This is a genomic window from uncultured Lentibacter sp., assembly GCF_937123735.1.
GTDB lineage: Bacteria > Pseudomonadota > Alphaproteobacteria > Rhodobacterales > Rhodobacteraceae > Lentibacter.
Map to the genome: position 1 here is coordinate 1 of NZ_CAKZKL010000050.1, position 13,951 is coordinate 13,951.

The following is a 13,951-nucleotide window of genomic DNA, read 5'->3' on the forward strand; positions in this document are numbered from 1 at the left end:
ATGCCTTAAAGGATCAGTGGGACATTGAAGATGTGACTTGTGATTTGGGTGTGATGACCAAATTACAGCCCCGTTTGCGCAAAGGAAATTGGCAGGCGTCTGTCGCCGTGTATCGCGATCACAAAACTGATCAGGCCCGTATTTTAGATGTGTGGCCAGGACTACACGAAGGTGGTCTATATGGTTTGGCCATCGATTTGGGTTCAACCACGGTGGCGACACACCTGACCGATTTGACCACGGGCGAAGTGGTTGCAAGCGCAGGTGTGATGAACCCACAAATCCGATTTGGCGAAGATTTAATGAGCCGCGTCAGCTATTCCATGATGAACCCTGGGGGAGACCGCGAAATGACGCGGGCGGTGCGCGATGCGATCAATACATTGGCAGAGGATATCGCAAAAGACGCAGATATTGATCCAAGCCTGATTTTTGAGGTTGTCTTTGTCTGCAATCCCGTCATGCACCATTTGTTGTTGGGCATTGACCCCGTTGAATTGGGTCAGGCACCCTTTGCCTTGGCCACATCTAAATCCGTGACATTACAAGCGTATGATCTGGACCTGACCAATATTGCAAAATCTGCGCAGATCTATGTCCTTCCTTGTATCGCAGGGCATGTTGGCGCGGATGCGGCGGCCGTTGCATTGTCCGAAGAACCCGGAAAATCCAATGATTTGGTATTGATCGTGGATGTGGGAACAAACGCCGAAATCCTGCTCGGGAATACATCGCGCGTTTTGGCCTGTTCTTCACCAACAGGTCCCGCATTTGAAGGGGCGCAAATCAGTTCGGGCCAACGCGCAGCCCCCGGTGCCATTGAACGGATCGAAATTGATCCTGTGACTAAGGAGCCGCGTTTCTGCGTGATCGGCAGTGATATTTGGTCAGACGAAGAAGGGTTTGCAGAAGCAACCGCCGCCTCTGGCATCACAGGTATCTGCGGGTCAGGCATTATTGAGGCGGTCGCAGAATTGCGCATCGCGGGATTGATGGATGAAAACGGTCTGATCGGATCGGCCGAGGCCACAGGCACCGCGCGCAGTATCCCAGAGGGGCGCACGCATTCTTATTTGGTCTATGACGGCACCGCCAAAGGCGGCGTCCTCGTGGCTCTGGCCGATAAATTCGGCCTGCCCATCCATGCCATCGGCGTCGGCGAACAGCTCGATGATCTCGCCCCGTTTGATCCGGAAGATTTCGCCGCCGCCCTCACAGGCCTGGAAAAAGAGTAGGCTTCATGCCCTTTCTTATTGCCAGAAATATCCCTGGGGGTGCGGGGGGCTGGCCCCCCGCTGCCGCCCTTTGAGCACCTGGCTGATCTCGCTTGAGGGCACAGAGGCGGGCCACACCCTCGCGCTCGGTCTCGCCCTCACAGCGGCCTTCCTGCACGCCGTCTTCGGCGCTCTGCAAAAGGGGCGGCACGATCCTTGGCTCACCCGCGGCGCGATTGATTTCTGCTATGCTGCCATTGCGGCGCCCTTCGCCTTTTTCGTCGTGCCCTGGCCTGAGCCGCATATGTGGCCCATCTTCGCTGCCGTCTTTGTGATCCATGTGGGCTATAAGCTCATGCAAAGTTGGGCCTACTCCAAGGGTGCCTACACGGTCGTCTACCCCGTGGTGCGCGGCACTGGCCCGCTTTTTACTGTCATCGGCGCCTATTTTCTCTTTGGCGAGCGTTTCAACCTTGTCCAATGGGGCGGGGTGGCCACGCTGCTTCTCGGCATCTACGGGCTTGCCGTCTACAACCTGCGCCATGTCACGGCCGAGCGCGACACGCTCAACTTTGCGCTCGTCCTCGCGGTGATCACGGGGCTTTTTGTGGCGCTTTACACCACATGGGACGCCTACGGCATCCGCGCCACGGCCAATCCCTTCACCTTCCTTGCGTGGTTTTTCTTCATCGACGGGCTGTTCTTCCCGTGGGTTGCCTATGCCCGCTACCGCTCGATGACACAGCCGCCCGCGCTTGGCCCGCTCATGCAGCGTGGCCTCATCGGGGCTTTCGTGGCCTTTGCCAGCTTTGGTTCAGTCATGCTGGCCACACGGCTTGATAACGTGGGCGAAGCGGCCATCCTGCGCGAAACCTCCACGGTTTTTGCTGCGCTCATTGGCTGGCTCGCCCTCAAAGAAACCGTCGGCCCGCGCCGGATTGCGCTTATGGCATTGATTGCTCTGGGCGCTGTGATAGTGGAAATGGGTGGATAAGGAGATCTCATGCCCGAGACAAAAGAAATCAACCCGCTGATGAAAACCGCGCTCGAGCTGGGGCCGGTGATCGCTTTTTTCGTGGCCTATATGGTGTTCAAAGATGATGTCTTCACCGTCGCAGGGCGCGCGTATTCGGGCTTTATCTTTGTGACCGCGGGCTTCGTGCCGCTCATTATGCTCACAACAGGCATTCTCTGGAAGCTCACGGGCCATCTCTCCAAAATGCAGATCATGACGCTGGTGCTGGTCATCGTCTTTGGCGGCCTCACCGTCTGGCTCAACGATCCGAAGTTTCTCAAGATCAAACCAACCATTTTCTTTACCTTGATGGGGGCGATCCTTGGCGTTGGCCTTCTGCGCGGCCAGTCCTATCTGCGCTATGTGATGGAAGGGATGATGCCGCTCAAGGATGAAGGCTGGATGATCCTCACCCACCGTTTCATGTGGTTTCTCTTTGCTACCGCGCTGGCCAATGAGCTGATCTGGCGTTTCATGTCCGAAACGACATGGGTCTATTTCAAAACCTTCGGCGATACGGCGGCGATGTTTGTCTTTTTCATCAGCCAGTCGAAACTTTTCACAGAATACGCAATCGAAGAAGAGTAGCCTTTGGCGAAAAGGTGCCAGCGTGCGTTGTCAGAGCTTGCCTGTGCGGAAGGCGGCGACGCGCATATCGCCGACAAAGGCGTCCGCTCCGGATCTTCAATCAAGGCCTGATACAACCCGAACGTGCCGTCTCGTAGATAGGGCGACCAGTGACAAAATCGCTTGCGTTGGCGGGTGATCGGAAAGCCAGCCAGCGCCAGGTGGGCAAGTGTCTCGTCACAGTCGATCTGCAGCTTGTATGTGGTTGAACGCTGGCGCACACATTGGCTCCACGGCCGGTCTCCTGCATGTTCCGGTTTTGAAAGCCCGGCCATCAACAGATCAAAGAGCCTGTTCTCGCCGCTGGTCACGATCAGCGTCTCCGTCATCGGATGCCCGTTAAACTCCAGCGCCCCCTCTGCCGCTTGGCGGTATTCGGCAGGGTTGAGCAGAATAATGCGGCGGAACGCGCCCAATTCTAGATGAAGTAGGCTTTGAAGGATGACACGCGCGCCGAGCGAATGCCCGATCGCATAGATTGGCCTGTTTGGTGCAGCCGCGCGTAAAATCCTGACCGCCTGGGCAAGGGCGCGCCCCGCCTGTTTGGCACGTTGATAGACCTTATGGAACGGTCCTCGTGCATCCCAGCCAAAGGCCACAGCCAGCGCAGCATCTTCGCATGTCTCGCTTATTCCCAAACGCTTCGGCCAACTCACCACCTTTTCCCTGCGACGCGGCTCTGTCAGCGAAAAGATGTGTTCGTGCGGGCAGTGCCGGCCCTGATGGGGGCGAAACGAATAGCCATGAATCATGAAAACAATTCGAGCCGAAGGGGACGTTGTTGCGGCGTGTTCAAGCAGGGAGCCTACCGATTGCGAGGCAAGGTGCGCTTGAAGGCCACCCTCGAAATAGTTGATCCTGCAAACCGGCATGTGGGTATCTCCACTATATCTTGTGGTTCCTCTATCTCAATTCGCTATGAAGCCTTTATGATGGGCCGGTGACAGTCCTATGACATGGGATGGTCACAACCGGGCCTGAAACCCGCGATATTGACCTTTGAGGGCGAAAGCGCTAGGCGGTGCGCAGTGGCGATTTGTTACCAGATTGCGGGCCACGTTAAACATTCTGCTAAAAGGTCGGGAAGAAGGGGCTCCTTCGGCTTGGCCGATGGGGCTTTTTTTACGGAGTCAAAACCGATGGCAAAATCACATAAGAACCGCACAGCGCTTGTCCATGGCGGCACACGCCGCTCGCAATATGGCGAGGTGAGCGAGGCGCTCTTTCTCACACAGGGCTTTGTCTACGAAACAGCCGAAGCCGCCGAGGCGCGCTTTGTCAAAGCGGGTGAGGACGAGTTCATCTATGCCCGCTACGGCAACCCCACCGTGCGGATGTTTGAAGACCGCATCTCAGGCTATCTCGGCTATGAAGACGGGTTCGCCTGCGCTTCGGGCATGGCGGCTGTCAATGGCGCGCTTATGGCCTTGCTCAAAGTGGGCGATCATGTGGTTGCCTCCCGCGCGCTGTTTGGCTCTTGCCTCTATGTGCTGGAAGACATCCTCGCGCGTTTTGGGGTTGAGATCACGCTGGTGGATGGCACCGACAACGCCGCATGGGACGCCGCCATTCGCGATGACACCCGCCTTGTCTTTCTGGAGAGCATTTCAAACCCCACCCTCGAGGTGATTGATCTCAAACATGTTTGCGAGCTGGCCCATGCCAAAGGCGCACTGGTGCTGGTGGATGATGCCATGGCCACGCCCGTGTTTTCTTATGCCCGCGATTGCGGCGCCGACATCACCATCATCTCCACGACCAAACATATCGACGGGCAGGGGCGGATGCTCGGCGGCATCATCTGCGGCTCCAAAGAGCTTATCCGCGGCCCCATCGAAACCTATGTGAAGCACACAGGTGGCGCGATGAACCCCTTTACCGCCTGGTCACACCTGAAGTCGCTTGAAACGCTAGAGCTGCGGGTGCGCGCGCAGGCTGCGGCGGCGCTCAAAGTGGCAGAGGCCCTGATGGGGCACCCCAAGCTCTCTGCTGTGCGCTATCCGACTCACCCTGCCCATCCGCAGGCGGCACGCGCCCGCGCGCAGGGTGAATCCGGCGGCACGGTGCTGACATTTGAAGTGATCGGGGGGCGTGACGCCTGTTTTCGGATGCTCAACGCCCTCAAGCTTGTGACCATCTCCAACAACTTTGCGGATTCAAAGTCCATTGCCACCCATCCTGCGACAACAACCCACCAGCGATTGCCACAGGCGCAAAAAGACCTGTTGGGAATCTCTGACGGCTTGGTGCGCTTTTCGGTTGGGTTGGAAGATGTCGAAGACATCATTGCTGATGTTCTCAGCGCGCTCAAAGCCGCTTGAGCTGAGGGGGCATGGCACAGACGTGGGGCTCTGCTGTCCATACAGCCAGCCATACAGGGCGCCATACAGGCAGCCCCACACGGAATTTTGCCACCAAAGGGTGACGCTTGTGTGAAGTTTTTGGTCTGAGCTGGCCTTCGCTGCGTAGTCTTTCTAGGTTACACTGACAGGCACCCGAGGGGGGACGAGACCATGAACAAGCAGGTTGGACCGATGATTGCCGCACCAGATCGCGCTGAAGCCGAGGCAGCCCTTGAGCGCCTGCGCAGTTGGGCCATGAGTGCAACAGCTGAAGAAGTTGCAGATCTTGATCCGGCGGTCGCGCGGCTGCTGCCTCAGGGAGCGGTTTCAAATTATCCTGCTTTGGCAAGGGCTTACCCCGAGGGTTTTGAGGTTGATGACGCTTACAAAGCAACTTTGCCTGATCTTCAGAACGGCCCCTCCAGCCTGATCAAAGGCGCGCCGCGGGTGATACAGCATGTTGGAATTTCCAATTTCCGGCTGCCGCTCAAGTTTCACACCCGTGACAACGGTGATCTGACTTTGGAAACATCGGTGACTGGCACGGTGAGCCTGGAGGCCGGTAAAAAAGGTATTAACATGTCGCGCATCATGCGCAGCTTTTATAAACATTCTGCTTCTACCTTCTCTTTTGACATCATCAAAGCCGCGCTTGACGACTACAAAACAGATCTTGAAAGTTTTGATGCCCGCATCCAGATGCGGTTTTCCTTCCCCATGAAGGTTTCAAGCCTGCGCTCGGGCCTAGAGGGCTATCAATATTATGACTTCGCGCTCGAATTGGTTGAAACTGACGGAATTAGACGCAAAATCATGCACTTAGACTATGTTTACTCGTCCACTTGCCCATGCTCGCTTGAGCTTTCCGAGCACGCACGCCAGACCCGTGGCCAGCTGGCCACGCCGCACTCGCAGCGCTCTGTTGCGCGCATTTCGGTTGAAAGTAGCGGTGCAGAGCGCTTGTGGTTTGAAGACCTGATCGAGATGTGCCGCGCGGCCGTTCCGACCGAAACCCAGGTGATGGTGAAGCGCGAAGATGAACAGGCTTTTGCCGAGTTGAACGCGGCGAACCCCATTTTCGTGGAAGATGCTGCACGCCTCTTTGCCCAGAAGCTGGAGCAAGACGAACGGGTGGGTGATTTCCGGGTGATCGCCAGTCATCAAGAGAGCCTGCACAGCCACGATGCGGTGAGTGTGCTAACCGAGGGTGAGCTGTTTGAGAGTGAAAGCCTTGATCCTAAAATGTTTTCCACGCTCTTTCATGTTGGCTAAGCTATGCACGCGGCGCGGTTTAGATATGTGAGAACAGCATTTGTAAGGTAATATTTGCTGACCTATATTCAGGGTGAGGGAGGAAGCCACACCATTGAATATGAGGTTTCCAAATGGCATATACGACTTTGAACACCACGGCCGAATTTGGCCTGTCGCGTTTTTTTTCTACGATCAAAGCAGGGTTCGTGCAGTGGGTAGAGCGGGCGGATGCGCAGCGCGTTGAACCTTACCGGCAGCGCATAGCGGCGCTCAAGGCGATGAGCGACGATGAGCTTTTTGCCTTGGGCCTTCAGCGCGGTGATATTGAACTGCGCGTGCTAAACCGCTTTTTCTATTGCTGAAAATCTGAACGGATCTGATCTGGGCACCGTCAGAAACAGCCACTTTCCAACAGAGCCTTGGTCTGGCTGTGCTTGACAGATCGGCAGCTTAGCGCCAAGCCTGCGGCCATGTTTGATCTGCGCCCTGTTGGATATGTTATCGGCCTGCTCGTCACTGCCCTTGGGCTGGCGATGCTGGGGCCCATGGCGGTTGATCTGATCGAGGGGCGCGGGCATTGGACAGCCTTTGCCGAAAGCGCCGTGATCACCGCGCTTGTCGGCGGGCTTGTGGCGCTGTCTTGCCAGAACGGGGTGAAGGAAGGGTTGAGTATTCAACAAACCTTTCTGCTTACCACGGGCGTTTGGGTGGCGCTGCCGCTGTTTGGGGCTTTGCCCTTTATCCTTGGTGATTCCGCCCTCTCACTCATTGATGCGGTGTTTGAAGCCATGTCGGGCCTCACAACAACGGGCGCGACGGTCATGACGGGCCTTGATGACATGCCCCGTGGCATTCTGCTTTGGCGCGGTATCCTCCAATGGCTTGGGGGGATCGGGATTATCGTGGTTGCGATGGTTTTTCTGCCAGAGCTACGCGTAGGTGGGATGCAGATTTTTCGTGCCGAATCCTTTGATACATTTGGGAAAATTCTACCCCGGGCGACCCAAATCGCCTCTCAGATTTCAGCAATCTATGTCTCCGTCACCGTGGCGTGCATCAGCACCTACATCTTGCTTGGCATGTCAGTCTTTGATGCGGTCACTCATGCGTTCACAACGGTTTCGACTGGCGGTATGTCCAATTATGATGCGAGCTTTGCCACGTTTTCTGGGCCGCTCGAATATGCCGCAGCCATCTTTATGCTGCTCTCGGCTTTGCCGTTTGTGCGTTATGTGCAAATGCTGAATGGCAAGTTTGATGCCCCGTTGTTGGACGTTCAGGTGCGGGGCTTTTTATATACGCTGGCCGTATTGGTTGCCCTAACGACTGTTCTCCTTACACAGATTTTTCCCCATCACTGGGAGCAGGCCTTTCGTGAGGCGCTGTTTAACATCACCTCCATTATCTCCGGGACAGGATATGCGAGCGTAAACTATATGCTCTGGGGGCCTTTTCTGATTACGATTTTTTTCTTTATCGGTTTGATTGGTGGCTGCGCTGGCTCCACGGCCTGTTCGATCAAGATCTTCCGGTATCAAATCCTCTTGGCGTCCATTGCCTCACAAATCAAGAAAATCAGGGCGCCACACGGGGTCTTTACGCCCAAATACAGTGGCCGCACAATCAGTGATGATGTTCTGAATTCGGTGATGAGCTTTTTTGTTTTTTTCACACTCACATTGGGGTTTGTCGCGGTCATGCTGTCCTTTACGGGGCTTGACTTTGTCACGGCCATTTCGGGCGCAGCGGCGACTTTGGCCAATATCGGCCCCGGTTTGGGCGATGTTATCGGGCCCGCTGGCAACTATGCGAGCCTCAATGATGCGGCGAAGGTGATCTTGACTTGTTCCATGTTGATCGGCCGGCTTGAGCTTCTGGTGGTGTATGCTTTGCTGATACCTGCTTTCTGGCGCGGGTAACGGTTCTGGCGGCCAGGTCTCCCTAATCCCAGCAGCTGACGAGCACGGTCATATCCTGTGCCTGGGTTGTAAGATCTTCCGGTGCGATGCGCCCGGTAGGTTCGGTTTGGCCTGTCACCAGCCCCGCGTTTTGCGCAAGTTGGCGAATGCTTTCCGATCCGATGGCAAAACGCACCTCTTTGGGCAACTGGCGCGGACCGGGCTGAGGGGGAAGAAGCATCCCCAAAACTGCGCCGGTTTCGTCAAAGACGGGCCCGCCCGCATCCCCCGGGAGCGCCGCAAGAGCCAGTCGCTTGACGAAGGGTTCCCCCTGAAGCCCTTTGACATCATCCAACCGTCCGAAAGTGAGGGTGGGCGCACCCAAAACACCCTCGTAACTGAAGCCGGCCACGGCAACTTCGCTTTGCAAAAGCGGATTGCGTTGGGTCAGCTCGGCGGATTTGGCAGGGCTGAGCGGCACCGCTGTCTTGAGGAGCGCAATGCCGGTTTGGGAGTCATTTGCCAGAACGGAAACCGCGAGATCTTGTTCGATGGTCAAAGATGCACAGGCGTCAACAATCTCCGTCGTGGTGACAATATGGCCCGCAGCATCAAGGAAAAACCCTGAGCGCGACAGCTTGGGGCGGCGGATTTCAAGGCCAGCCACAAGGTCAATGCTTTGATCGTCAACGCCTTCTGTTGGGTCTAGCACGCCGTCCAGCCGTTCAAACGAGCCACTCATTTCAGCGAGCAGGCGGCTGCGGCGCTCTTCATCGCCAGCGGGCCAGATTAGGGTAAAGCCCTTGATCTGCCCTGCCTCAAGGCTGACTTCGGTGTGCGAGATAAAGGTCGCGCTCTCTCCTACCAAGGTAAACTGCGTCTCTGTGATGCTGCGCGGGCCAGTGGGAGGCACGATCTCAAGCGTTTGCATGATGTCATAGAGACCGCGCAGGGTATCTTCAGTGCCGTCCTGGCTGATCAGCAGCAGGCGTGCATTGATATCGCTCGCACTTTCATATTTTGCAAAGGGTGGGCTGTATTCGGAGAACTCAATAACTTTGCGGGGTGCTTTGAGGGCAATGCCGGCTCCGGAATCCACAAGGCGCTCCAGCCCCAACCCGTTGAAAACGGCATTGTATTGGGCTGTCAGTTCGGTGCGTTGGGCTGTTGTAAGAACACCGTTCGCGGTGTGGCCGTTGGCAGCTTGCCACGCGGCCATCGCGTTTCTTGTGCCTCGCCCGAATGCTCCATCAATTGCCGCCGTATAGTGGCCAGCCCATGCCAATGCTGTCTGAAGCGCGGCGCGCTCATCGGCCGTCAACCGCGCTTCTGAGGCGCGTGCTTGCGCGATGGTTTCAGGCGGCTCCTGCGCAGGGGCTGGGGGGGTCTGCTGCGCCTCTGAGGCCGGTTCGCCCGCCTCAGCGGAGGCTTGCAGCGTTGCGGGGCTTGGCGCCTGCACCGGGGGTGTTGTGGGCGCGGCTGGCCAGAATTGTTGCTGGAAACTTGACGTATAAGCGATAAAGGAATCCCCCGGGATCAGACCGTCGCGACGATAACGGCGCAAGAGATCACGCGCATCGTCCGCGGCGTAGGGGCCGAGCACAATACCATACCAACCACCGCCAAGGGCAAAGCCGCTGACGTTGGTCAGGCTGCTGGCGTAGCTGCGAATGCGCTCTTGGGCTTGGGTGAGGCTGGGCTGCGCTTCAATCTGAACCCAGACTGGCTCGCGATTTTGGCCCTGTGCCACGCTGCTCCATAAGGTGACACAGAAGATAACAGACACAATAACCCGAAACATTTATTTAACTTTCTTGACCAATCTTCCCCGCAACTGCGGTTTGCCATCTTGTAACAAATTCCGCTGCCCATGCACTCAAATAACGCGTATGAGGTGGGAATTGTTTGTTTTTTACCTTTGATTGGCAGCGAAGCGGGCGGGTTGATTGACCTGCTGGCGCTGGCGTCATAGGTAATGCGCAAATGACAGTCCGAATGCTGAACAAAGGCAACGATATGGCCGAAAAAGCTGAGAAACCACGCAGTTTCCAAGAAATTATTTTGCGGTTGCAAACCTATTGGGCCGCGAAGGGCTGCGCGGTGTTGCAACCCTATGACATGGAAGTGGGCGCTGGGACGTTTCATCCCGCGACAACTCTGCGTTCTCTGGGGAGCCGGCCCTGGGCTGCGGCCTATGTGCAACCTTCCCGCCGCCCAACCGATGGCCGCTATGGCGAAAACCCGAATCGCCTCCAGCATTACTATCAGTATCAAGTGCTGATCAAGCCAAGCCCGCCTGAGTTGCAAACGCTTTATCTCGGCTCTCTGGAGGCGATTGGAATTGATATGGAGCGCCATGATATTCGCTTTGTAGAGGATGACTGGGAGAGCCCGACCCTTGGCGCCTGGGGCCTAGGTTGGGAAGTTTGGTGCGACGGTATGGAGGTGTCGCAGTTTACTTACTTCCAGCAGGTGGGTGGCCATGATTGCCATCCGGTATCGGGGGAGCTGACTTACGGGCTAGAGCGCTTGGCGATGTATGTGCTGGGCTGCGAGCATGTGATGGAAATGCCCTACAACGACCCTTCCGCCAGTATTGCGCTGAAATACGGAGATGTGTTCCGCCAGACAGAGCAGGAATTCAGCCGTTGGAACTTTGATGTGGCAGATACCGAGGTTTTGCTGCGCCATTTTGAAGATGCTGAAGCCGAATGTCAGCGCATTCTGGATCAGCCTGCTCGAGACCCGAAAACAGGCGCGCGGATCATTATGGCCCATCCGGCTTATGATCAGTGCATCAAAGCATCACATCTGTTCAATCTTCTGGATGCGCGTGGCGTTATTTCTGTGACCGAACGGCAAGCCTATATTGGGCGGGTGCGGGCGCTGGCGAAGCTTTGTGCCGATGCCTTTGTGCAAACGCAAGCCGGAGGGCATGTGGCATGAGCGGCAAGATTATTGCGGGGTTTATTGTTGTGATCTCTTTGATTGCGGGTGCTGCGATTTATTATTTGCAAGTCTATGCCTATTACGAGACCGTTTCGGCCCGAGGCCAGGAAGATGTGATGTTGACCGCTCTGAACAGCGGTGCGCCCGAGCCGGTTCTGCACGAGAGCTTTGAGGCGATCACGGCCACAAGCTCTCCTATCCGCTATCGCGCGTGTTTTAAGACGCCGCTCAGCATGGCTTTGCTCAGCGAAACATTTGAACCTTATGAGGATGCTGAACCCTTGGTCGCGCCAAGCTGGTTTGAGTGTTTTGATGCTGTTGAGGTTGGAGAAGCGCTTGAGAGTGGCGCGGCATTGTCCTTCTTGGGGCAAGAGAACATTCAATATGGGATTGACCGTGTTGTGGCCATCTTGCCAGACGGGCGCGGCTTTGTCTGGCATCAAATCAACGCATGTGGCGCAGAGGCTTTTGACGGTAAACCCGTGCCCGAAGGCTGCCCAGAGAAACCGTGAGCGAAGAAAGCCCAATCCATGCCAAATCTGTTGATTGAACTGTTTTCAGAAGAAATTCCTGCGCGTATGCAGCGCAAAGCGGCTGAGAACCTTAAGACGCTTGTTACCAACGGGCTTGTAGATGCCGGGTTAACATATGCGGGCGCGCAGGCCTTTTGCACGCCGCGGCGTCTGGCCCTTGCCGTGGAGGGGCTTACGGCAGAAAGCCCAACACTGCACGAAGAGCGCAAAGGCCCCAAGGTGGATGCCCCAGAGGCCGCGATCGAAGGCTTTTTGCGCGGGGCGGGCCTCACGCGAGAGCAGCTGGAAGAGCGCGACACGCCCAAGGGCAAGATCTTCTTTGCCACTATCGAAAAGCCCGGCCAAAGCGCTCAGGTGATTGTGGCCGACGTTCTGGAAAAAACGGTTCGAAATTTCCCTTGGCCAAAATCAATGCGCTGGGGTTCGGGCAGCTTGCGTTGGGTGCGGCCATTGCACTCTATTTTATGCCTGCTGGAAGATGAGTCGGGCAGCGAAATTGTGCCGCTTGATATTGACGGTATCAAGTCGGGTGACAGCACCGAAGGCCATAGGTTGATGAGCCCGGGGCGTTTTTCAGTTGCAAATTTCGAGCAATATGAAGCCCGTTTGAAGAAGGCCCATGTGATTTTGGACAGTGAAGAACGTGCGCAACACATCTGGCAGGATGCAATCAACCAAGCCTTTGCCAGTGGCCTTGATGTGGTGGAAGACACAGCGCTTCTCTCTGAGGTTGCGGGGCTCGTGGAATGGCCTGTCGTGTTGATGGGGCAAATTGGACAGTCCTTCTTGGATTTGCCGCCGGAGGTTTTGCAAACCTCGATGAAGGAACATCAAAAGTTTTTCTCTGTCAAAAATGCGCAAACTGGGCGCATTGAACGGTTTATCACCGTGGCCAACCGGGAGACTGTCGACAACGGAGACACCATTCTGGCGGGCAACCAAAAGGTTCTTGCCGCGCGTTTGAGCGATGCAAAATTCTTTTGGGAGAATGATTTGCGCGTCGCCAAGGCGGGCCTCGATGTTTGGCGCGAGAAGCTTAAAAATGTTACCTTTCACAACAAGCTTGGAAGCCAGGATGCCCGTATTGAACGCATCTCTGCTTTGGCGCGCGACCTCGCATCAGCCGTGGGCGCTCACCCTGAGGCTGCGCAGGAGGCAGCCGGTGTTGCAAAATTAGATCTCAGCTCAGAGATGGTTTATGAATTTCCAGAGCTTCAAGGGTTGATGGGCCGCTACTATGCGCAAGCGGCAGGGCTCTCAAGCGAGGTTGCGGCGGTCTGTGAAGAGCATTACGCACCACTTGGGCCGCAAGACGCTGTGCCCAGCGCTCCTTTGTCCGTTGCGGTGTCTCTGGCAGATAAGCTGGACACATTGACCGGATTTTGGGCAATTGACGAAAAGCCGACCGGCTCTAAAGACCCTTTTGCATTGCGCCGTGCGGCTCTTGGGGTGATCCGCTTGGTGCGTGAGAACGGGCTCTCTCTGAAGCTGGAAACGCTGCTCACGGCCCAGCTTGAGCGCCATTTTGCAAATTTGCCTGCCCAAGGGACAAAGGCGGCTGGCAGCGAGATTGCGCAGGATCTCTTGGTGTTTTTCCATGACCGCTTGAAAGTGCACCTGAAGGATGAAGGCATCCGCCATGATGTTATTGATGCCTGCTTGTCGACAGATCGCAACGATGATCTGAATCTGGTCGCCACACGCGCGACGGCATTGGGGCAGGTGCTTGCGACGGATGAAGGGGCCAACCTTGTGCAGGGCTTTAAGCGCGCGAACAATATTCTGTCGCAAGCCGAGAGCAAAGATGGCGTCGAGTATAGCTTTGGTGCAAACGTAAAATTTGCAGAATCCGACGAAGAGCGCAGCCTGTTCACAGCGCTAGATGCCGCAGAGGCCACGATCCAATCTGCCATGAGCGAAGACGCGCATGAAGACGCGATGACAGCGATGGCGCAGTTGCGTGGGCCGGTGGATGCGTTCTTTGAGGCAGTGCAAATCAACGCTGAAAATGAAGTGCTCAGGCGCAATCGGCTCAACTTGCTGAGCCGTATTCGAACAGTTTGTGGCCGTGTCGCTGATTTGTCGCGCCTTGAAGGCTAGGCTTGCGCCGCTTTCAGAA

The 13,951-nt window shown here is 56.2% G+C and carries 12 protein-coding genes and 1 riboswitch; of the genes, 10 read left to right on the forward strand and 2 right to left on the reverse strand.

Features of this window, described 5'->3' with window-relative positions; all coding sequences use genetic code 11:
- From Q0478_RS14005 to Q0478_RS14015, 3 genes are all read left to right on the forward strand, one after another.
- Nucleotides 1-1,235 (forward strand): ASKHA domain-containing protein (locus Q0478_RS14005; RefSeq protein WP_298680328.1); only part of this gene is annotated, 1,235 nt, incomplete at its 5' end.
- Between the two features lie 70 nt (nucleotides 1,236-1,305).
- Nucleotides 1,306-2,208: an EamA family transporter gene (locus Q0478_RS14010; RefSeq protein ID WP_298680330.1), complete on the forward strand. Its 903-nt coding sequence runs from the start codon at nucleotides 1,306-1,308 to the stop codon at nucleotides 2,206-2,208.
- 9 nt (nucleotides 2,209-2,217) lie between these two features.
- Entirely contained in the window at nucleotides 2,218-2,817 is a 600-nt protein-coding gene (locus Q0478_RS14015) for an inner membrane-spanning protein YciB (protein WP_298680332.1), read from the forward strand.
- On the opposite strand, the gene Q0478_RS14020 is transcribed toward Q0478_RS14015, so the two are convergent.
- Entirely contained in the window at nucleotides 2,724-3,728 is a 1,005-nt protein-coding gene (locus Q0478_RS14020) for a DUF726 domain-containing protein (protein ID WP_298680334.1), read from the reverse strand. The two genes, Q0478_RS14015 and Q0478_RS14020, sit on opposite strands and share 94 nt — an antisense overlap.
- A 146-nt stretch (nucleotides 3,729-3,874) precedes the next feature.
- Nucleotides 3,875-3,951, forward strand: a riboswitch (SAM riboswitch).
- A gap of 44 nt (nucleotides 3,952-3,995) precedes the next feature.
- Between Q0478_RS14020 and Q0478_RS14025 the strand changes: the two genes are divergently transcribed.
- The 4 genes from Q0478_RS14025 to Q0478_RS14040 all read left to right on the forward strand — a co-directional run bounded on the left by Q0478_RS14025 (nucleotide 3,996) and on the right by Q0478_RS14040 (nucleotide 8,371).
- A complete protein-coding gene (locus Q0478_RS14025; protein WP_298680336.1) occupies nucleotides 3,996-5,177 on the forward strand; it encodes an aminotransferase class I/II-fold pyridoxal phosphate-dependent enzyme in 1,182 nt (393 codons plus the stop codon).
- Between the two features lie 192 nt (nucleotides 5,178-5,369).
- Nucleotides 5,370-6,470 (forward strand): GTP cyclohydrolase FolE2, encoded by a 1,101-nt coding sequence (folE2, locus tag Q0478_RS14030; protein WP_298680338.1) that lies wholly within the window; start codon nucleotides 5,370-5,372, stop codon nucleotides 6,468-6,470.
- Nucleotides 6,471-6,598: 128 nt separating this feature from the next.
- Nucleotides 6,599-6,814: a hypothetical protein gene (locus Q0478_RS14035; protein ID WP_298680340.1), complete on the forward strand. Its 216-nt coding sequence runs from the start codon at nucleotides 6,599-6,601 to the stop codon at nucleotides 6,812-6,814.
- Nucleotides 6,815-6,922: 108 nt separating this feature from the next.
- Nucleotides 6,923-8,371 carry a TrkH family potassium uptake protein gene (locus tag Q0478_RS14040; RefSeq protein WP_298680342.1) on the forward strand — a complete coding sequence of 483 codons (1,449 nt, stop codon included), beginning with the start codon at nucleotides 6,923-6,925 and terminating at the stop codon, nucleotides 8,369-8,371.
- A 22-nt stretch (nucleotides 8,372-8,393) separates the two neighbouring features.
- Here Q0478_RS14040 and Q0478_RS14045 read toward each other — a convergent pair whose 3' ends face one another.
- On the reverse strand, nucleotides 8,394-10,151 hold the full coding sequence (locus Q0478_RS14045; protein WP_298680344.1) for a serine protease: 1,758 nt from the start codon (nucleotides 10,149-10,151) through the stop codon (nucleotides 8,394-8,396).
- Between the two features lie 215 nt (nucleotides 10,152-10,366).
- On the opposite strand from Q0478_RS14045, the gene Q0478_RS14050 reads away from it, so the two are divergent.
- From Q0478_RS14050 to glyS, 3 genes are read left to right on the forward strand one after another with little or no spacing between them, the layout of a single operon-like run.
- Entirely contained in the window at nucleotides 10,367-11,296 is a 930-nt protein-coding gene (locus Q0478_RS14050; protein ID WP_298680481.1) for a glycine--tRNA ligase subunit alpha, read from the forward strand.
- Nucleotides 11,293-11,811: a DUF6446 family protein gene (locus tag Q0478_RS14055; protein ID WP_298680346.1), complete on the forward strand. Its 519-nt coding sequence runs from the start codon at nucleotides 11,293-11,295 to the stop codon at nucleotides 11,809-11,811. Before Q0478_RS14050 ends, Q0478_RS14055 begins: the two co-directional genes overlap by 4 nt.
- A gap of 18 nt (nucleotides 11,812-11,829) precedes the next feature.
- On the forward strand, nucleotides 11,830-13,932 hold the full coding sequence (gene glyS, locus Q0478_RS14060) for a glycine--tRNA ligase subunit beta (RefSeq protein WP_298680348.1): 2,103 nt from the start codon (nucleotides 11,830-11,832) through the stop codon (nucleotides 13,930-13,932).
- Nucleotides 13,933-13,951: the final 19 nt, after the last annotated feature.

Bases quoted from the DNA above. Each gene is read 5' to 3' on its own strand.
- Q0478_RS14050 (WP_298680481.1), top strand. From the start codon at position 10,367: ATGGCCGAAAAAGCTGAGAAACCACGCAGTTTCCAAGAAATTATTTTG.
- glyS (WP_298680348.1), top strand. From the start codon at position 11,830: ATGCCAAATCTGTTGATTGAACTGTTTTCAGAAGAAATTCCTGCGCGT.
- Q0478_RS14040 (WP_298680342.1), top strand. From the start codon at position 6,923: ATGTTTGATCTGCGCCCTGTTGGATATGTTATCGGCCTGCTCGTCACT.
- Q0478_RS14020 (WP_298680334.1), bottom strand. From the start codon at position 3,728: ATGCCGGTTTGCAGGATCAACTATTTCGAGGGTGGCCTTCAAGCGCAC.
- Q0478_RS14045 (WP_298680344.1), bottom strand. From the start codon at position 10,151: ATGTTTCGGGTTATTGTGTCTGTTATCTTCTGTGTCACCTTATGGAGC.
- Q0478_RS14025 (WP_298680336.1), top strand. From the start codon at position 3,996: ATGGCAAAATCACATAAGAACCGCACAGCGCTTGTCCATGGCGGCACA.
- Q0478_RS14055 (WP_298680346.1), top strand. From the start codon at position 11,293: ATGAGCGGCAAGATTATTGCGGGGTTTATTGTTGTGATCTCTTTGATT.
- folE2 (WP_298680338.1), top strand. From the start codon at position 5,370: ATGAACAAGCAGGTTGGACCGATGATTGCCGCACCAGATCGCGCTGAA.
- Q0478_RS14015 (WP_298680332.1), top strand. From the start codon at position 2,218: ATGCCCGAGACAAAAGAAATCAACCCGCTGATGAAAACCGCGCTCGAG.